The 19,750-nt window shown below is 42.1% G+C and carries 14 protein-coding genes, 1 other RNA gene and 1 pseudogene; 6 read left to right on the forward strand and 10 right to left on the reverse strand.

The annotated features are described in order from the left end of the window. Window positions 1-158: 158 nt before the first annotated feature. The 4 genes from A7985_RS07935 to A7985_RS07950 form a co-directional block, all read right to left on the reverse strand. Window positions 159-932: a hypothetical protein gene (locus tag A7985_RS07935; protein WP_065789866.1), complete on the reverse strand. Its 774-nt coding sequence runs from the start codon at window positions 930-932 to the stop codon at window positions 159-161. 391 nt (window positions 933-1,323) lie between these two features. Next, window positions 1,324-1,944: a hypothetical protein gene (locus A7985_RS07940; protein ID WP_065789867.1), complete on the reverse strand. Its 621-nt coding sequence runs from the start codon at window positions 1,942-1,944 to the stop codon at window positions 1,324-1,326. A gap of 400 nt (window positions 1,945-2,344) precedes the next feature. Next, window positions 2,345-3,544, reverse strand: a complete 1,200-nt coding sequence (locus A7985_RS07945; protein WP_065789868.1) for a DUF642 domain-containing protein — start codon at window positions 3,542-3,544, stop codon at window positions 2,345-2,347. 215 nt (window positions 3,545-3,759) lie between these two features. Next, entirely contained in the window at window positions 3,760-4,269 is a 510-nt protein-coding gene (locus A7985_RS07950) for a TnsA endonuclease N-terminal domain-containing protein (RefSeq protein WP_065789869.1), read from the reverse strand. 571 nt (window positions 4,270-4,840) lie between these two features. On the opposite strand from A7985_RS07950, the gene A7985_RS07955 reads away from it, so the two are divergent. The 3 genes from A7985_RS07955 to A7985_RS07970 all read left to right on the forward strand — a co-directional run bounded on the left by A7985_RS07955 (window position 4,841) and on the right by A7985_RS07970 (window position 6,743). Next, window positions 4,841-5,161 (forward strand): hypothetical protein, encoded by a 321-nt coding sequence (locus A7985_RS07955; protein WP_065789870.1) that lies wholly within the window; start codon window positions 4,841-4,843, stop codon window positions 5,159-5,161. A gap of 473 nt (window positions 5,162-5,634) precedes the next feature. Next, window positions 5,635-6,171 (forward strand): hypothetical protein, encoded by a 537-nt coding sequence (locus tag A7985_RS07965; protein ID WP_065789872.1) that lies wholly within the window; start codon window positions 5,635-5,637, stop codon window positions 6,169-6,171. Window positions 6,172-6,383: 212 nt separating this feature from the next. Next, a complete protein-coding gene (locus A7985_RS07970) occupies window positions 6,384-6,743 on the forward strand; it encodes a hypothetical protein (protein WP_141685292.1) in 360 nt (119 codons plus the stop codon). A 306-nt stretch (window positions 6,744-7,049) separates the two neighbouring features. Here the strand turns inward: A7985_RS07970 and ffs are convergent. Further along, window positions 7,050-7,146, reverse strand: an RNA gene (gene ffs, locus A7985_RS07975) — signal recognition particle sRNA small type. 147 nt (window positions 7,147-7,293) lie between these two features. Beyond that, window positions 7,294-8,217, reverse strand: coding sequence for a DUF3014 domain-containing protein (locus tag A7985_RS07980; protein ID WP_065789874.1), 924 nt, complete (start codon window positions 8,215-8,217; stop codon window positions 7,294-7,296). Between the two features lie 358 nt (window positions 8,218-8,575). Between A7985_RS07980 and A7985_RS07985 the strand changes: the two genes are divergently transcribed. Beyond that, on the forward strand, window positions 8,576-9,721 hold the full coding sequence (locus A7985_RS07985) for a patatin-like phospholipase family protein (RefSeq protein WP_065789875.1): 1,146 nt from the start codon (window positions 8,576-8,578) through the stop codon (window positions 9,719-9,721). Here A7985_RS07985 and A7985_RS07990 read toward each other — a convergent pair. After that, window positions 9,718-11,717, reverse strand: a pseudogene (locus A7985_RS07990) (cation:proton antiporter domain-containing protein). The gene A7985_RS07985 and the pseudogene A7985_RS07990 overlap by 4 nt on opposite strands. A gap of 193 nt (window positions 11,718-11,910) precedes the next feature. Here A7985_RS07990 and A7985_RS07995 point away from each other — a divergent pair. Further along, window positions 11,911-12,807: a GGDEF domain-containing protein gene (locus A7985_RS07995; protein WP_065789876.1), complete on the forward strand. Its 897-nt coding sequence runs from the start codon at window positions 11,911-11,913 to the stop codon at window positions 12,805-12,807. 47 nt (window positions 12,808-12,854) lie between these two features. On the opposite strand, the gene A7985_RS08000 is transcribed toward A7985_RS07995, so the two are convergent. Both A7985_RS08000 and tilS read right to left on the reverse strand, forming a co-directional pair. Continuing rightward, complete coding sequence (locus A7985_RS08000; RefSeq protein ID WP_065789877.1) at window positions 12,855-13,190, reverse strand: hypothetical protein; 336 nt, start codon at window positions 13,188-13,190, stop codon at window positions 12,855-12,857. After that, window positions 13,177-14,502 (reverse strand): tRNA lysidine(34) synthetase TilS, encoded by a 1,326-nt coding sequence (gene tilS / locus A7985_RS08005; protein WP_065789878.1) that lies wholly within the window; start codon window positions 14,500-14,502, stop codon window positions 13,177-13,179. Before tilS ends, A7985_RS08000 begins: the two co-directional genes overlap by 14 nt. Before the next feature lie 711 nt (window positions 14,503-15,213). Here tilS and accA point away from each other — a divergent pair. After that, a complete protein-coding gene (gene accA, locus A7985_RS08010; RefSeq protein WP_065789879.1) occupies window positions 15,214-16,173 on the forward strand; it encodes an acetyl-CoA carboxylase carboxyl transferase subunit alpha in 960 nt (319 codons plus the stop codon). 83 nt (window positions 16,174-16,256) lie between these two features. Here the strand turns inward: accA and dnaE are convergent, their stop codons facing one another. Further along, window positions 16,257-19,748, reverse strand: a complete 3,492-nt coding sequence (gene dnaE / locus A7985_RS08015; RefSeq protein WP_065789880.1) for a DNA polymerase III subunit alpha — start codon at window positions 19,746-19,748, stop codon at window positions 16,257-16,259. Window positions 19,749-19,750: the final 2 nt, after the last annotated feature.

Here is a 19,750-nt window from a genome sequence, read left to right on the forward strand (position 1 = left end):
ACCCTGACTATTTGTGTATCCAATCCAGCCTCTTTTTGTTTAAGCTAGGCCGAAATTATAAACACCCGCATTAAATCATTCTTTGTTAGCCGATGCTTTTCATGCTGGTTAGGTACCATACGTAGCCACAACTTAATATGTGACTATGTCGCGTCCTGCTAATTCGCCTTGTTAGCCAACGCTTGCTCAATCATTTTGCCACGCTTTATCCAAAAAATGATTGCTCCGATAGGTATTGTAAAAGTGAATATTAACGGAGCGAATTCACTTGCAGCGCTAGCACCAACTCCTAGCAGCTTTATTGTTGCAATTTTTGTCACTATTTCGCCAGTAGTCCAATTCATAAACACTGCGCCAATGCCAACAAACGACAACACGTACCAGCGCCATTTTTTCTCTATCGGGGTTCGATACACAAAAAAGCAGGTCACGACCATGAATATTGGCGTGGCTATTGTAAGTACTAATAAAACAAGCCTAGTCACACTTAACTCTACATTGCCAAACGCGTTTAATACTTTTTGCGATTCATTCGTGCGGTAAACATGAAACCCTGTTACCAATAGTTTGCCATCTTCCTTTGTCATAGAAACGCTTGCTACTGACCAGTCTACTTGGAACTGAGACTCGAACGAAAAATTCGCCGACCAAATACTATTGATGGTATGGATATTGAAACCCATTAACTCAGTTTTTAACGGCTCGCCATCAGGAAAAAAGCGGGACAACTCTTCCAGCTCTTCAATTGTTGCCTTGTTAAGAAGCTCTGGATGCATTTGAGCTTTTATATATTCATAATTTTTTAATCTCAGTTGGTCTAGATAATCCTTAGCAAAAGATGATTCTTCTTTTGGAGCTATGGATACTTTAAGGTCTTCGTCCGAACACCCCACCAAAAAAAATGCAAAAATGATGGTTAATATATACTTCATTTCGTTGGTCTCTTTGAGGTAGCTAATACCTTGGATTTATAAGTTTTGGCTATGATAGCGCGCACAATGCGTGACGCCAAATTCTTAAACGCTTGCTTAGATAGGGTTAGTAAGTGATCATCTGCCTATACACGACTGTACGTTAATAAGGTCAGGTTTCTTCGTGTACATCGGCAATAACTAGTAAACAATAAATGCCGTTGCAAAAAGTGGATTTAAGAAAGTCGCAACACATCATATATGGATCGTCAAGGTCAGTAAAACAGTTCCAGCATTTCCAAATTATATTTTTTAAAACGAGCTAACAGTATGATAAGTTAATTTTATAGATGATTTTTCAAATTTTCTTATACGTTATTTCTACTAGCCACCGGCCCTTTATATATCACTATTACGGCGTGTTTGGCCATCTGTGAATACCCCACTTGATTTGGCTATTCTCAATTTTTCGACCACCGATTGTGGGGTAGCCAGGCGGTATGCAAACAACATTACTCATAGTGGCGTTTATCGTAAATTTACTGAATATTTTAACTAGCTTCTCATGCTCTGGGTTTAGATCAGGCAACGAGAAAAACACTAACTCTCCAATCGATCTAATAATCCAATCTTCTACATCCTCATCATCACCGACTGACTCAGCCATCAATTCGGAAGAAGCCATCTTGAACAAGTCAGAATACTGTCGAACTGTCCAGCCACAGAACTCTAATATCTCCTCCTCATCGGTATAATAAAGATCAGTAATATATTCCTCTTCCTCCTGCGTTAGCAGCCCTTCCTCTTCTTCAGTCAAATTAAAGTAAAGGTACTTTGCGACAACGCTTGGCAGGTTGTGAATGACTAATCCAGGATGCTCTCCACTTCCACCACCCAAAACCAAGTTTTTAGGGCTTGCCCCAAAGTCATAGGCACCCCATTTCTCTCCTTTAACTTCTTCTAGAGGGTGGTAAATAGGAAGGTAGCCAATTTTTCCAATATACTCATGATCAATTGAATCAATATAGCTCATTAAACACTCGCTTTTATTTTGGCTTCACTCTTGTCTAGCCAGTTTATAATCATAGGCTAAAATTAGCGACTTTGGCTCTTGTCATGGTATTAAACATTGAAAGCCATGGTATATACGGTAAAAGTCCATTTTCTCTTTAGGCATGCTTTTGAACAGCGCACAAATGGTAAACGGCCTACTTACTTATCGTTATCAATATACCCCAAATCACGAATATCTGAACGGCTAAATGAAATTTTATCTCCAAGATTACCGCGTCTAACGACTTTAGGGGGATTCGCCAAGATGCTTGAGAATAGATTTCCCTTATGTGTAAAAGGAAGAACTATAACCAGCGTAGACTCCAAATATCGAACGACAAAAAATAGCCTGCATGACAGGCTATTTTTATAAAAACGACTTAATTGCAGTAGTTATCTACAAAAGTTAAATCATTAATATGCTTTGGAGCATCCATAACATATGTAGAAACGGCGGTTTGAGGATTAACGGTGTAAATTTTCGCACTTTCACCTGCAACTCTGCCTGAAACGTATAATGTGCCCTCATCAGAAATTGCTAAACCAGACGCCCAGTTAATGCCATGATGACCCACCAACGTTAATTCCATTGAACTATCATCGATCGTATATAAAGATTTACCAGTTAGTACATAAAGTGTGTTGTTATCAGCGGAGTAAGCAATATCACCATGTGAGAAGGAGTCACCTGAGTAGCGCATCTTACCTAGCACTGTTTTTTCGCCAGTTTGTATGTTGTAGTCATACATATAAGTTTTACTGGTGGCGCGTAAAGATTGCCCACTGGCTGTGACTGCGGAACGGTAAATTGGCCAAGACTTAGCATCGGCCTCAGCGACTTGCGCGCCCGTTTCTAAATCTAATGACCAAAGTTTTGATGCTTTGGTGCCTGAATCGAGCTGCTCCATGAAATAAAGCTTACCATTGTGACTGGCAATATTTGACGCTGTATTTTGCGCCCCAGCGACGACACTGAACGTATTTGTCTCTAAATCAAACTTATAGACATAACCCGTTTCAGACGAACCATAATTGTTAATTCCGAAGATACCCGTGTGACAAGCCTGTTTTTCTGTTACTACTACATTGTCAATAAAGCCCCCTAAACTATCATTTGTACCGGCGCCAGTGAAACGGAGCTCTGAGCTACTTGAAGTCGCCTCTAAAGACAATGTAAAAGACTGCCAACCTCTTTGCGTTGCGTTTAAATTTAACACGGTTGTGCCATTCCACTTAACATCGACTTTATTTGTCTGGTTGTTCCCTGTGACACGTGGTGAGTAGTAAAACGACACTTCATAGGTTTTCCCAGCTTCTGTCGCTACTGTTTGAAATACACTGTGATTAGCTGTCGAGTCGAGCTCAATATATTGGTTGCCATCTTGCGCGTTAATGATACCAAGGCGTGATGTTTGAATTTCAAACTTCGCCCCAGCTCTTTGCCACCCAGTAACTGTACTTAGTAATGTCCATTTTGATTTTACGACATCTTGTTCGAAAGAGCCGTTTGTAACTAAATTGTCCGCTGTTGCAATTTGCGAAGCAAAAAGCGAGGACAGTGCAAAAAGAGAAAATTTCATATAGCAATACTCCAAGGTTTGATTGTGTTTAAAGCATATTCTCAAAAAATTTATTACTTATATTCAAAACGTTACATAAAACATGACCACGCGGTAAGAACGAATTTAAATATCTGCTTGTAATGAATTTGCACAAATGATGCCGAAACTGGAAGATGCGCTTATCAACCTAGAGACAGCCGATGTAAGCTCCTCTCTCACACCGGCTTTAAGTATCATTTCTGCTTATTGAATGTTGAGCTTACGCCTTGGATTAGTAACTTAGTGGTGGAAAGCTGTAGGTGAGCTTTGGATTGGAACTCTGAGTAACGATGAAGCAACTTTAAACAATCTAAGGAGAGGTAATCACAAGCTTGCTTATTAGAGACTACAACCAACTCAATGCCTATTTGTTCTTTGGCAACTAACTGTTTTTTCGCAAAGCGTGCTCTAAATTCAGGGTTTGCAATTTTACTGTAGGGCTTAACTTCAATATATTTTTGCGGCTTCTCATGATGAGCAATTAAAAAGTCAGGTGTGTAACGGCAAGTTTTGCCGTCAAACTCATATTCAAATCCTAACGGTTGTGCTTCAAAGGTTTTTATTTCGCGAGAGTATTCAAAGTGAAAGCACGCATCGAATTCTAAGGATGATTCTACTAGGCAAGTGGCTTTGTTCTTTTGTCTTGCGAACTTGTAGAGGTTTTTGACTCTGGAGCGACTTATTTTGTGCCTAATTATAACCATCACCGAATATGTGAGACGATATAAAAGTAGGCTATGCAGGGTTATAATTTAGTTTTAATGCGGGGTTTTACTACAAATTTGCAGACTTACACTTCAAACAACAATGGAGTTTGTAGCATAAGTTTGCATAAAGCGACCCTATTACTTCAATGACTTAGCTGTGTGGTCGAAGTATAACCTGGCATAAAAGTGAAGTGAAAGATTGCAAAAAGTGACGCATTTTAGTGTTCTTCTCAAAGTCGGTTTAGTACTAGAAGCGGACTATCAGCGTAACTCGTTACTGTCCCAAAACGTGTTTAGTCGAATGCCTCAAAAAATAGCGGCCATTAGAAAATTATTTTTAAAGCACTGGTCTTATACCCAGTTGCCTTGTGTTTCTTCTATAGTCAAGAAAACGACCCATTGGTTCGTTTTTATCCTTTCCATAATTTCTACAATGATTAAAAGTATATCTTTAGCAACAAGTTAGTTATTGTGATAGAACTGGTACAATGATAAAGATGCCCCTTGGCTCAGGAGAAAAGCGACCCAATGGGTCAATATTAAATTGTTATATGTACCGAGAATTTTGATGAACCCTGCAATAACTGTCTTAAAAGCACATTTGGCAAAATTGGAAGCTCGTGAACAATTTGAATCAATAGATGATAAAGCTGCACATATAGGTGAGATTATTCAATTTAAAGATTCAATTGCTCAACTTGAACTGTGCGAGAAGTATCGAATTACTGGTGGTTCATTGATTAGCCAATTACCTGAAACACCAAGTATTGAGCATCAGTTTGTTGTAGCGTATCAAAATGAGTCTACTAACTCTGAAAATTGGGAAGAGGTTCTATTTAATGGTCGCCAGGTCTGGTTTTCTTCTGGAGACCTTGTCATTCGTAAGTAATGCACATATAACAAGCCAATCAAGTCGAACGCCTAACAGTTGGCTGCGTTCACTTCGTTCACCATTTTAGCCAACTATTATTCGCCGCTTATTGGGGCGTTATGTGTAAATGAGTATGAAAGAGAAATATGGTGCAATCTGGATAGAAGTTGAAGTCGATGGTTCGTCCCAAATCGTCTTTGAACAACATCTTCCGAGCGCCCAGAAGTTACATGTGATCTATAAGCAATCTAGTGATAATTTTTTGCCATGTTCATTTGTTCCAAAAAAAGACCCGCAGTGGCGCCTTCCGTTGTGGTCACAGGAGAACGAAAAGGCAATGATGCCAACTGTTGAATCTGCAAATCTGCAAATCTGCAAAAGAGTATTTAAGTCACTATGCTTCGTAAACACATAACAAGTCAATCAACTTCGCGCCTTCGGCGCGGACGCAGCAAGCTGCGCCGGTTATTGAGGCGTTAGGTATATAAAGAATGTTTCATTTTCGTGGAAAGTTAAATTTCAATAAATCTTCAATTTTAGCTTTCGTATTTATTTCGTCCTATTACTGTTTAGCCAACTTTTTTGTTTTCGACATTTTCAATTTATCTAAGGGGGAATACCTAGCACTGTTTTGGACAAATGCGATTCTTTGCGGGCTTTTCTCTATGGGCTCAGAGAGTGAAAAACTGTCCTTTTTAGATGATGATAATGAATACTATAAAAAGAAAGCCGAGATTAAAGTTGGCTTTTATTTCGCAGTTATAGCTTTTTCAATTTGGTATATTTTTTACGAAGAGTTCGTTATAAAAATGTTATATAACTCCACATCTGCTTTTGCTGTTCTTGCTATTACTATAAGTTTAGGCCGGCTCGTCACTCGTGATGCATTGTCAGAAGAATCTGATGCCCATAAAAAATACTTACAAGCTAACTTTAAGCAAAGCAAAATCTCTGCACTTATATATTTATTTGGCACATTAATTTCGATAGCAGTATTCATTCATGGGACATGGGTAACTAGATTTTGATCAGAATATCTAACAAACGCATCAAAAATGACGTCAAACGCTTGGCTGACGCTCCATAGTCGCTAATTTTAGCCAAGTATTTTACGTTTATTAGCAAGGTGATAGCCTAGGTGAATATGCATAACATTCATTGTTTTTTTAGAATTTTAGTTGTTTTATTATGTGGTTCCTTAACTGCATGCGACAACGATCCGCACAATGGTTTTGGGTGTGTGGCAAATGAGTCTCACCCAGCAGTTAAGCATGCTCGATCATTGTCGCCTGTTCAGTTAGAGTTTGCATATAATGAACTAGCCAAATTAGGCAAGAACAATAAACCTGAGTTTTTCGACAAGCATTATCGGGGTGACGATATTCCAGCAAGTCTCAACTTTTTGAAAGCAGAAACTATTGGGATAACTCCGGAGGGTAATACAAGCGTTTTCCTAGCTAACTGTTTAGATGAGAGAGTAATATTCGTACCGTCGTTACGAGGAAAAGACACGACTATTATGCTTTATTGGGCTGAGCCAACAACTGAGAATCCATATAAAACTGGATACGAAATTCTATGGCAAAAGAGCTATGATTAGCTGTGGGGCTAACAAACCAATTCAGAAATGGGACTGCTAACAGCCCCGGATTGGGGAGTTACAAAAGCATGCATCGAATTCTAGGGATGATTCAACTAGGCAAGTGGCTTTGTTCTTTTGTCTTGCGAACTTGTAGAGGTTATTGACTCTAGAGCGACTTATTTTGTGCCTAATTATAACCATCACCGAATATGTGGGACGATATAAAAGTAGGCTATGCAGGGTTATAATTTAGTTTTAATGCGGGGTTTTACTACAAAATTGCAGACTAACACTTCAAACAACAAGAAGAGTTTTGGGTGGTAGTCTTACCAGCCACATCCCGGCACACAAGTCATCCGCTGTGGCTGCTTCCTTCCGGACCTGACCAGGTTCACGAACTATTGTTGCGAGAGGACCAATAAGACTACCATTGAGGGCCTTGTTTGGCGCGGGTTGAATTATGGCGATTTTCTTACGGGGATGCAAGCGAAAACTAAAAAAGCTTGCTCGTTTGCTGTTTGTTTAAGCAATGGAGCAAGCTTTTGATTAACTGAGTATTAAATTTGTGCTAGTTGGCCAACGCGCGTTGAAATGCCTGTAGGCGTTTCTTGGCTTTTTTCATATTCTCAGGGCCCATACGCAAAAATAGTTTTTGTGCATCTGATAGCTGCTCCCACTCTGCGTATGCGTATTTATAAGTCACTGACTCTTGTATTAGTGGCAGGCTAGACTCAGGAATTGGCGTTTCTAGTAATTCACCTAATGCCTCTTGTAATGTGTAGTCAAACTCATTGCCGTTGTAACCGATTTCTTCATAGGCTTCGCTGATTAGCGGCTTATACTGCTCGTATAAACGAACTAACTGCGCCGTGCTCATTGAGCTAAGCATATTCACATACGGCGTGTAACGCTCAAAGCTATTAGGGTCTGTTACGATAATGTCGTCTTCAATGACCATAAAGTTATCAGCAGGCTTGCTCACAGGGTAATGCTTTTTAGCAATCTTTCCCTGCGCTAGGTTGTCAATAAAAACCACACTGCGTCTTACCATGTCTTCAGTCACCAAAAGCTCCATTGCTTGTTTGCTTAGATAGCTTGCAACGCTATCACGAACACTTGTATCACTGTCATCTAAGGTCGGTAATACTGGCTCTACCGGTTCAACGGGGCGAGCTTCAGGCTGCACTGTCGCTACGGGTTCCTCAATAACAGGCGCTTTAGACTCAGCTCGATCAGTACTCGTATCTGCGACCGTTTCTTCTTGTTGCGATTTAGGCTCAGTACGGGCCGTATTAACTACCGTTTTAGGGGTTTCTTCAGGCACTACGACATCCTGTCGAAATTTTGTATTCTCTGCTGGTTTACTTTCTTTATTCGCTAATACAAATACAGCAACAATAATTAATGCAACTGCGGCAATCGCCGCAAGAAGAAGTTGACTGTTAGAAGGCTTTTTATTTGTCCTTGGCTCTGCTGAACTGTGCTCTGACATGGAGACTCCGTAAAATTCGCTTAAATAATTTGGCAGCTAAATAATTCTCACTGCACTATGCAATTAAAACACAAACTAAAAGATATCTCATCTGCGTTAACGCGCATTAATGAGAGTTTATCTCAAACTCGCATCTCTTTGCTGACAATTACATGAACATCTGAGCAAACAAGAGCCAAACCAACAAATGCATACAAATGAACAACACCTTTTCACACTGTGCTGTATGAGCTTAATAATGTAACTGGCTGATATTTATAAAAGATGCAAAATACACTTTCGTCTTAAATTGAGTATAGTATAAGTAAGCAGGTTATTTTTTGTTACTGTTTCTGCTTGGCAAATTGAAAGGACGTGTATGAATAAGGCGCAGAGTAAAATTGGCCAGCCACACATCGCTCTCCTATTGACTGGTGGTGGTGCTAGGGCCGCATATCAAGTGGGCGTGCTCAAAGCTATTGCACATAGCTTGCCACGTAGCGCACCGCTTCCTTTTAAAATTATAAATGGTACGTCTGCTGGCGCTATCAACTCGACTGGCCTTGCTTGCTACTCGTCTAATATGCATTTAGCGATAAGAAAAATAGAATGGATTTGGAAGAGCTTTCACACCGACATGGTATATAAAAGTTCACTGCTTGGTGCATTCGGACACTTATTTAACAATGTGATGCGCAGCTTCCAAGCGGATTATATTAATCACCCACCAGCAAGCCTTTTAGACAATACCCCACTGCGTCACCTGCTCGAAGACGTATTGGATTTGGCCCGTATTGACCGCAATATACATCGTGGATTTTTAGATGCGCTGTCTGTAACGGTTTCAAGTTACTCAAGCGGCAAATCAGTGGCTTTTTATCAAGCCAAAGACGCAAAGCCATGGCAACGCGCAAAGCGAGAGGGCGTGCAAACACACCTAACGCTCGACCACTTAATGGCCTCCAGTGCCATTCCGATGGTATTCCCTAGTGTGCGCGTAAAGCACAATTACTATGGCGATGGCTCAATTCACCAACTTTCTCCGCTCAGCCCATCTATTCATTTAGGTGCCAGTAAAATATTTATTATTGGTGTCGAGCAGCCTAAAGCGCATACACCATTGGGCTACGAGGCACATTTTCCCGGTATGTCAGTGGTGGCAGGCCACCTTTTGGACAGTATTTTTAGTGACACTTTGCAGTCTGATCTTGAGCGGCTCGAACGCGTAAACCGGACTGTCAGCCTATTACCCGCACGAGAAAAACATAAAGAATTGAAAAGAGTTGATACCTTGGTGGTTAACCCATCGATGAATTTTAATGAGCTGGCTCTCGACTTTTATGATGACTTACCCATTGCCGTCAAATTATTGCTACGCTCGATTGGGGTGAAAAAGCACTCTCAGTCCAGTTTAACCAGTTACCTACTTTTTGAGAAAAGTTACACACAAGAGCTTATTAACATAGGTTATGAAGACGGATTGGCTAGACTCGACGAAATTCGGGCGTTTTTAGAACTCGATTAAGGTAAACCATCTAGGATAAATTGCTCTGCTCGCTCTACTCTGCGCGGTTTGCCTTTTAGCAGTAAGACATCACTTGCCATCAACATGATGTCTTCGTCTGGCATGGAAATCTCAGTACCATCTCTTCTTAATGCTTTTACTACCACCTTGTGCCGCACAAGTTGCAGCTCCGAAATCGTTTTGTTTACCGCATAAGCTTCCTCTGGTAACGCAATTGCATGTAAATATTCCAAACGATCAGACACAAAGCTTGACTGACTATTGCCATACTCGTGCAACTCATGGCTGTTTCCCGTGAAAAACCCATGCAAGTACTCATAGCGATTTTGCCTTTCTTTACTGACCCGTTTAAAAATACGCCTCATAGGTACACCTGACATATATAAAACATGTGATACAAGCATCAAGCTCGCCTCAAGAGACTCTGGCACCACTTCGGTCACACCCAGCTGTTTTAAATCTTCCAAATGCGTATCATCTTGCATGCGCACCAAGATTTTTACTTCTGGGGCAAAATGTTTTATCGCGTCTATCACGATTTGGCTTTGTTCAAAGTCATCCATTGTCACAATCACTAACCGCGCTTTACTTACACATGCTGACTTCAAAATGGCTTTTTGTGCTGCATGACCAAATATCACAGGCTCCCCTGCCGTTTGTGCCTCTTGCACAATAATTGGGTTACGTTCAATGGCAATGTAGGGGATTGCTTCAGGTTTTAAAAATCGGGCAATCGTTTGCCCACCCGCGCATAGCCAAAAATCACCACATGATCTTTTATCGTGGGATCTTTAAACCCAGAGTTCGACATGTCAGATTTGTGTTCAGTGTCTAACTTAAATAGCTCTAGTAAGCGATCTGTTTGACCAATTAAATAGGGGGTTAAAGCCATGGAGATGACGCCTAATGCCAGTAAAAACGACGCAACATTCGGCTCAAGTAGGTGGTGTTTTCCTGCCAGTGCCACCAGCACAAAGCCAAACTCCCCCATTTGCCATAACATCACACCCGAGGCAAACGCATCTTTTTTCCGCTCCCCCATCAGTTGGGCACTAACATACACAATGGCCAGTTTGGTCACCAGCAGTAGCGCCATAGCCCCTAAAATATAGAAAAATGAATTGATCACATAGCCGACATCCAACTGCATACCCACTGTCACAAAGAATAGGCCCATCAAAATATCTCTAAATGGCCTAATCTCTGCTTCCAGTTGATGACGATATTGGCTTTCACCCAACATCATACCGGCTAAAAACGCCCCTAATGCCATAGACAATCCAAAGGCATACGTGAGTGCCCCAGCACACAAAGCAACAACCAAGGTGGTTAACACAAAAAGCTCGTCAGTTCTTGCCAGCGCGACCTCATTAAATACTTTAGGGAGTACCCATTTCCCGATTGCCCACAACAGCATACACACAAAAGCGCCTTTTGCGAGGGCCAGTACCAACGCCCCAACCAACACTTGATTGTCCGTCTGTGCCATCAAAGGGAACACAATAAGCATAGGTACTACGGCAATGTCTTGAAACAACAACACCCCAACAGCAAGCTGCCCCTTGCGAAGATTCAACATGCCATTTTCTTTCATAATCTTGACGACGACTGCGGTTGATGAAAGCGCAACAATGCATGCAATGATCAATGACTCAGACCACGCAAGGCCCACTTTGAATAAAATAACCGTAACTAAAAAAATTGAGAGAATAACTTGTGTACTACCCAGTCCGAAAACCACACTGCGCATGGCCATGAGCTTTGGAATAGAGAATTCCAAACCAAGGCTAAACAATAGAAATACAATTCCCAACTCCGCTATCAAATGTATCTCATGACTGTTGTCCATCCACCCGTAACCACTGGCAACTAAGCCTGTGAGTAAATAGGCTAAAATAGGTGGCAAACCTACGCGTTTAAAGGACCAAACAAGTAAAACCGCACACAAAAGCAGTGCGACAAAACCTGCAAAGTGACCATGTAAAGCATTTACAATTGCAATGAGTACTTTTTCTGAAAAAAGCCCGGCAAAATTTTGCTGCAAATGGCCTCCTAGGTGTCAAAGATTCGTTATAGATGATTTTTCACTCAATTTAACTATAGCAAGCAACTGTTTTTCAGCCAGTTTAATTTATTGGCATGAAACTAGCTTATCTGTTTGGGAATGTTGTAATTAGGGGAATTACCAAATGGAAAATGTCCATATTTTGGCGCAACGAACGCCTTCGCGCGGTGACTACATACCGTTCGCGACGGACCAATATGTTTCACAAGCGCCAGAACAACCCAGTACGCTCGTCGAAAAGCTGCAAACCACATTAGAGGTGAACGGCATTTTAGATATTTTTGCAGGTTACGTTAAACGCATTACAGACTTAGCAGGGCTCCAGTTTCACTCGAGCCAAGGGTTATTTCAAATGCATCAAAGCGATAACCAGCTTAAACCTTATACGTTCGATTTAGAACTGAACGGGCATCATCTAGGGCAACTCGTGTACTTTAGTAAATATAGCTTAAGTGGGACTATAAGAGCACGACTGATGCAGCTACATACTTGCTTGCTGTATCCGCTCAGGAATGCGTTGATGTATCATCGCGTGCTGCAACTCGCTACCAAAGATACACTAACGGGCCTGTACAATAGAAGTCAGTTTAATGAGTATTTGGATACTAAGCTTGAGCGCAGCCGCCGCCATCACCGTAACTTCAGTTTAATGCTGCTGGACTTAGATAATTTCAAACAAGTCAACGACAAGTATGGTCATAAAAAAGGCGACGAAGTGCTCATCGAGTTTGCCAACATTTTAACGTCAAGTATTCGAGCAACCGACGCGGTGTTTAGATTTGGTGGCGATGAATTCGCTGTGCTTATTGATGACCCAGCATTTACCACCAACAAAGTAATTGCAGAGCGCATTATGGACAGAGTCAATGGGTGCAACCTACTGGCCAAACACGAAGTAACAACCAGTATTGGGTTTACGCTTGCATCGAGCCAAGATTGCTCAAACGAAATATTCGCCAGAGCCGATGGTGGGCTATACAAAGCCAAAGAAGCGGGAAGGAATTGTGCACGCGCAGTGTAATCAACTCATTGGTACTTACCATCCCCTAATGGTAAGTACCACCATGATTAACGGTTTTTAATTTTAAACAACCACAGTAATATGGCAAAACCGCAAAAAAAGCCGTTAATCACCCACCCTAACGCCCAAAAATCGGGCAAATCACTAAATAAAATTGAAAGCATGGGGGCAGCCAATCCTAGGATGAAATAGTACCCGCCTTTGCCATGCCAATACGCCAACAGCAACGCAGCAGACAGCGCACCAACACTTAGCGCTAGTAGTACATTAGTAATGTGGAAGGCCGAGACCAAGGCCAAAATGACAAACCCAGTACAACATATCGCAATTGCGACAGGCGCCTTACGAGCCAAAGAGAGGCTAATCGTTTTATTTTCTTGCATTTACTTCTTTCCAGAATATTCCCTGCTCACTCGCATAATCTTCATTTACAAAGTAACCCACAGCTGCAACTAACGTGTCGTCATAATAAATCAAAGGCACTCGCGTTCGTTCCCATGTGGGCACGTTTAAGTCTTTCAACCAATGTTTAACCGTATTTCTACCTGGCTTGCCAAGAGGTTTAACCTTATCACTCAAACACGCAAACCTAAGTGAGACAGTTTCAGTTGGCTGCGGCCTTCGTATGCCTTTTCCTTCGCATACAATAAGCTTAGTGTCACAACAAATCGACACAGGGCCATTGAGACTCAGCTCTTTAACGTCGAGCATGGGTGATAAGTTATTGTCAACCCAATAGAGCTTCCCTTGATAAAGCTTGACGCTGCCTTTCGTCAATTGGATAGTCACTTGTGCATCAACTCGGGCACCCAAGGACTGTCGTAAAATTTGCTCTAGCTGCTTTTTAGAGGGCATGCTCTCATTATGTTTCGCAAGCCATGTACGTACCACATTGCTTTGCCTCAAAGCAGACAGTTTTCCCAGCTCCATCACAACTAAACACTTATCATGTAGACAAAGCGCCAGATCGCTCTCTGATAACTCGTCTATTAATGCTTGTTGAGCTTGCAGTATCGAAATAGACCTCATCACACTCGGTACAAACCCTTTAAACCGCCCTTTCAGAAGGGGCAATACTTGGTTGCGTAGAAAGTTTCGGTCAAACACGTTGCTGCGATTTGACTCATCCTCAATATGTTGCAATCCAAAAGTTTGCGAAAATGCCTCTATTTCTTGGCGCTCTACATGGATTAATGGCCTCAAACAGTGACGACCGCTTGACAAAGTAGTAGACACTCTCATTGCACCCAGACCCTGTAACCCCGATCCTCTTTTGAGACGAATAAAAAACGTCTCCACCTGATCATCTGCATGTTGACCGAGTAATAGCGTAGAACCGCACAAAGCGTGCTTATCCAGTGCTAGGTAGCGAGCTTCTCTTGCTTGCGCTTCCAAGCTGGTTCGCGGTTTGGCTTGGATTGTCACCTGCGCAGCGTTAAACATGATTGATAGTTTTTGGCAGAGTTGTTCGCAAAAGTGTTGCCAATGTAATGCGTTTTCAGACAATCCATGGTTCACATACACCGCTTTTACAGGGAGGTCACCGTGTTGAGTCGCATAACGATGGCACAGATAAAGCAGCACAACTGAGTCGACACCACCAGACAACGCCACCGTAAAGCCTTTATGTAAACGACCACCACAGTGTTGTTCAATCATTGCTGTAAACTGTTTGTAAACGCTTGTGCGTTCCATACCTTTCCCCGATTAAAATCCAGTGGCGTTATACCCTATCAAGCAAGATTTGCAAAGCGCCATACCATAATAATGTTTGCATTTTGAACTAGCGCATACTCTGTAAAATTAAATTGTGAAAATTGCGCTTTCTATGAGCAGAGTATATTGTCGTGCCTTTGTGTTCTACAATCGTTATCGTTGTATTTTAAAAGATGATTGATCGATTTTGTGAGTGACTTTGAAGATATTAGAGAATCCTCTGAATTAAACAGACAGGTCAACGTCTTGATGTTCACTTGCCATTTATTTTTAGTGACCGAAATTATCATTATTTACCAAAACAAAACAAACCCGAAATTAATTGACATCTGCGTCAAAATTTAGGTAAATCGCTACTTATGTATAAAAAGTCGCATTATCTTGCTGGTCTGTTTTCAAGATGCAGCTTGGGGCAGTATAATGCGAAGAAAATTGTATGTGATGACAGAGAATTAGCCTTCACGAAGAAAAAACAGTTATAAGATGAAGAGAGAACTTGTATCTAAAGTTCGCGAACTTCTTCAAAAACTGAGTTAAACAGGCAATATTGACATTTAGTTGGGACTGCTTTTAGCAAAACAGGCTATGCTATTAAAGACGTTGCAGATGACTGAGTCTTGGCATTTTTAATCTGTATTCTCTACATTAGACCGAGACAAACTTTAAAAAAATTATCAGATAGGTTAGAAAATGAGCTTAAACTATTTAGAATTTGAACTTCCAGTAGCTGAATTAGAGCAAAAAATAAAAGAGCTACAAGCTGTTAGTCGCTCAGGTTCTTTGGACCTAAGTCTGGAAGATGAAATCAGTAAGCTAAAAGAGAAAAGTGTGCAGCTTACTGAAAAAATTTACTCAGAACTAAACCCGTGGCAGTTACTACAACTGGCACGTCACCCTATGCGTCCGCATGCGAGTGACTACATCAAGCGCATTTTTACAGAATTCGATGAGTTTGCAGGCGACCGCGCATTTGCGAACGATCCAGCTATCATTGGTGGTACAGCACGACTAGATGGCAAGCCAGTGATGGTTATCGGCCAAGAAAAAGGCCGTGACACAGCAGAAAAAATTAAACGTAACTTTGGTATGCCAAGACCTGAAGGTTACCGTAAAGCAAAACGCTTAATGGAAATGGCTGAACGCTTCAAGATGCCGATCATTACTCTAATTGACACACAAGGTGCCTATCCGGGTATCGGCGCTGAAGAGCGCGGTCAAAGTGAAGCGATTGCAATGAACTTAAAAGTAATGGCGTCATTAAAAGTACCTACAATCTGTACCGTAATTGGTGAAGGTGGTTCAGGTGGCGCATTGGCAATCGGTGTTGGTGACCGTGTAAACATGCTTCGTTACAGCACATACTCTGTAATCACACCTGAAGGTTGTGCATCAATCCTTTGGAAGAGCGCAGAAAAAGCACCACTTGCAGCTGAAGCCATGGGTGTATCTGCACAGCGTATCAAAGATAACAACCTTATTAATGAAATCGTGCCAGAGCCACTGGGTGGCGCACACCGTAACTATGATGCAGCTGCCAGTAGCCTCAAGTCTCAGATCCTAAAAGATCTGTCTGATCTCTCTGCGCTAAGCCAAGAAGAAATGCTAGAGCAAAGATATCAGCGCCTAATGTCGTTCGGCTACTGTAACTAAGCCGTACCAGATACGAAAAAGGCCACCAAGTGCAGCTTGGTGGCCTTTTTGTTTGCGTTTAGCCTAACGGCCAAACAGCGTAACTAGTCAAAGATTAATTCAATATCTTGTCCTGTTAATTTTTTCAATGAACGTATCAACTCATCGCTGGGTGTAACGCACCATTGCATACCTAACGTCAGTTCGGCTGTCGCATCGGGTCTTTGATATTCAATAACAACTTGGCATGTGCCAAACTTATACGGCTCCAATACTCGTTTTAAGTTCTCACCAAAGCTTGTATCCATTTGAGTCATATTAAGCGTCATTTTCAATGCACTTATGCGCTTTTCACGTGCTTGTGCAATGGTATTCACTTCCCGCGCAGTCATAGAAATACCGCCAGAGAAGTTGTCAAAGGCAACATGACCTGAAATGACGAGTACTTGGTTAACTTGCAGTAGTTCCTCGTACATTTCAAATTGCTCTGGGAAGAACCGCACGTCAATTCGCGCACTCTTATCATCAAGGGTGATCAATCCCCAGCGGTTACCCTTTTTATTAACCAGAGTACGTGCATTGATCACTAACCCCGCAGCCGTTGACTGTACGTCACGGTTAGTCGGCTGTAAGTCAACTAATTTGCCCGATGTATAGTTTTTAAGCTCTTTTCGATATTGATTAATTGGGTGACCGGTCAAATATAACCCTAAGGTTTCTTTTTCACCATCCAACCATTCGTTATCACTCAGTGGGGTCGCTTTCACAAACGCTTTGGCTACATCTTCGGGTTCAACGGCCAGTAAACCAAACAAGTCTGATTGGCCTAGCTGTTCAGCTTTGTGATGCTGCTCTGCTGACTTCATAGCATCTTTTAAGCTAGCAAGCAGCGTCGCCCTGCCACCCTGCGTTGTCTCTGGGCCTAACTTGTCTAATGCACCCGCATAAATCAATTTCTCAATGACGCGTCGATTTAAGCGTTTGAGGTCCACTCGAGCACAAAAATCGAATAGATCTTTAAACTCTCCGCCTTGCTCACGCGCTTCTAAGATTGCTTCAACAGGCCCTTCACCCACCCCTTTGATAGCACCAATACCGTAGACGATCTCACCTTGCAGGTTGACTGTAAACTTATAGACACCAGCATTCACATCCGGTGGCAACAGCGTCAGTTTCATGTTTTCACATTCATCCACCAACGTCACTATTTTATCGGTGTTATCCATATCGGCGGACATTACCGCTGCCATGAATTCTGCAGGAAAGTGCGTTTTCATCCATAGCGTTTGATAAGACACTAGTGCGTATGCAGCCGAGTGTGACTTGTTGAAGCCATAACCCGCAAACTTTTCTACAAGATCGAAGATCTTCATAGCAAGTTCGCCGTCTACCCCGTTGTTAATCGAGCCCTCTTCAAAGGTCGATCGCTGCTTCGCCATTTCCTCAGGCTTTTTCTTACCCATTGCTCGACGAAGCAAATCAGCGCCACCCAAGCTATAGCCAGCTAGGACCTGCGCTATCTGCATTACTTGCTCCTGATACAGGATGATCCCGTAAGTCGGCTCAAGTATGGGGGCTAAGCTTTCATGTTGGTATTGTGCGTCAGGGAATGAGATCTCTTCACGACCATGCTTACGGTCAATGAAGTTATCTACCATGCCCGATTGCAAAGGACCAGGTCGGAAAAGGGCAACCAGTGCGATCATATCTTCAAAGCAGTCTGGCTTTAGACGCCTAATAAGATCTTTCATACCCCGTGATTCTAGCTGGAATACCGCGGTCGTTTCAGCTCTCAGTAAAACCTCAAAGCTAGCGTGGTCATCAAGTGGGATGGCATTAATATCAACAAATGGTTTCTGCTCACGAGCTAAACGCTCGTTCGCCATATCCAGTGCCCATTGCAAGATAGTCAGCGTTCTCAGACCTAAGAAGTCAAATTTAACCAAACCAGCGGTTTCAACATCATTCTTATCAAACTGAGTAACAGGGAATTTACCCTCTTCGTCACAATATAACGCTGCAAAGTCGGTGATACTGGTAGGCGAGATTACTACGCCCCCTGCGTGTTTACCGGCGTTACGTGTACAGCCCTCTAGAATACGACATTTATCTATAAGCTCTTTAACTTCATCGTCGCCATCGTATGCCTCTGGCAAACGAGGTTCCACTTCGAAGGCCTTGGCCAAAGTCATTCCAGGGTCGCCCGGAACCAGTTTAGATATGCGGTCAACAAAGCCATAAGGGTGGCCTAGTACACGGCCAACATCTCGAATAACCGCTTTTGCAGCCATCGTACCAAATGTAATGATCTGGGAAACTGCTTGGCGACCATAGAGCTTAGCTACGTGGTCAATTACTTCATCACGCCTATCCATACAAAAGTCGACGTCAAAGTCGGGCATTGATACACGCTCTGGGTTAAGGAATCGTTCGAAAAGCAGATCGAACTCAAGCGGATCAAGGTCGGTGATCTTAAGGGCATAAGCCACCAAAGAACCCGCACCTGAGCCTCGACCCGGTCCAACAGGAATGTTGTTATCCTTACTCCACTGGATGAACTCCATTACGATTAAGAAGTAACCTGGGAATCCCATTTGGTTGATTACGTCAAGTTCGATCCTTAAGCGGTCATCATATTCGACTCGTTTAACTTTTCGGTCTTCTTCGTCAGGAAATAAAAACTGTAAACGCTCTTCAAGACCATCTTCAGATACTTTAACTAAGAAGTCTTCTATTTTTAATTCACCCGTTGGGTAATCAGGTAAGAAGTAAGTACCTAATTGCACCGTTACATTACAACGCTTGGCAATTTCTACTGTATTCTCAAGGGCTTCAGGAATATCGCTGAACAATTCTTGCATTTGTTCAGGGGTTTTTAAATACTGCTCTTTTGAAAAACGCTTGGGCCTGTTTTTATCTTCTAGTGTATAGCCGTCGTGAATCGCTACCCGAATTTCATGTGGTTCAAAGTCTTCTTCATTTAAGAAAACCACCTCATTCGTAGCAACCACGGGTATGTTGCGCTCACTTGCCAGTGCAACAGCAGCATGAAGATACTCTTCTTCAAGCTCCCTCTCTGTACGATGCAGCTCTAAATAATAATGATCAGCAAAATGTTCTTCATAAAATGCCAAGGTTTCAGCGATTAATTGTGGATTACCTTTAAGAATCGCCTTACCTACATCCCCATCTTTTGCCCCTGAAAGGATGATTAAACCTTCTTTAAATTTAGCTAACCACTCTTTATCGACAACAGGGCGATGAAAAACATGACCGCGTAAAAACGCTTCAGATATAAGCAAAGTCAGGTTTTTATAGCCTTCATTATTCTTTGCTAGAACCACGATTCGACATGGCTCATCAGGAAATTGATCACTTTTGAGCCATAGATCAGCGCCCACTAAAGGCTTAATTCCAGCGCCATGTGCTCCACCGTAAAACCTTACTAAACCACATAAATTCATTTGGTCTGTAATCGCTAAAGCAGGCATTTCCAGCTCTTGAGCTCGAGCAACAATAGGCTTGGTTTTAGCCAAGCCATCTACCATAGAGAAGTCACTATGAACACGTAAATGTACAAAACTAGGCGTTGGCATAA

This window comes from Pseudoalteromonas luteoviolacea (genome assembly GCF_001696455.1).
In the GTDB taxonomy this organism is placed as follows: Bacteria; Pseudomonadota; Gammaproteobacteria; order Enterobacterales; family Alteromonadaceae; genus Pseudoalteromonas; species Pseudoalteromonas luteoviolacea_C.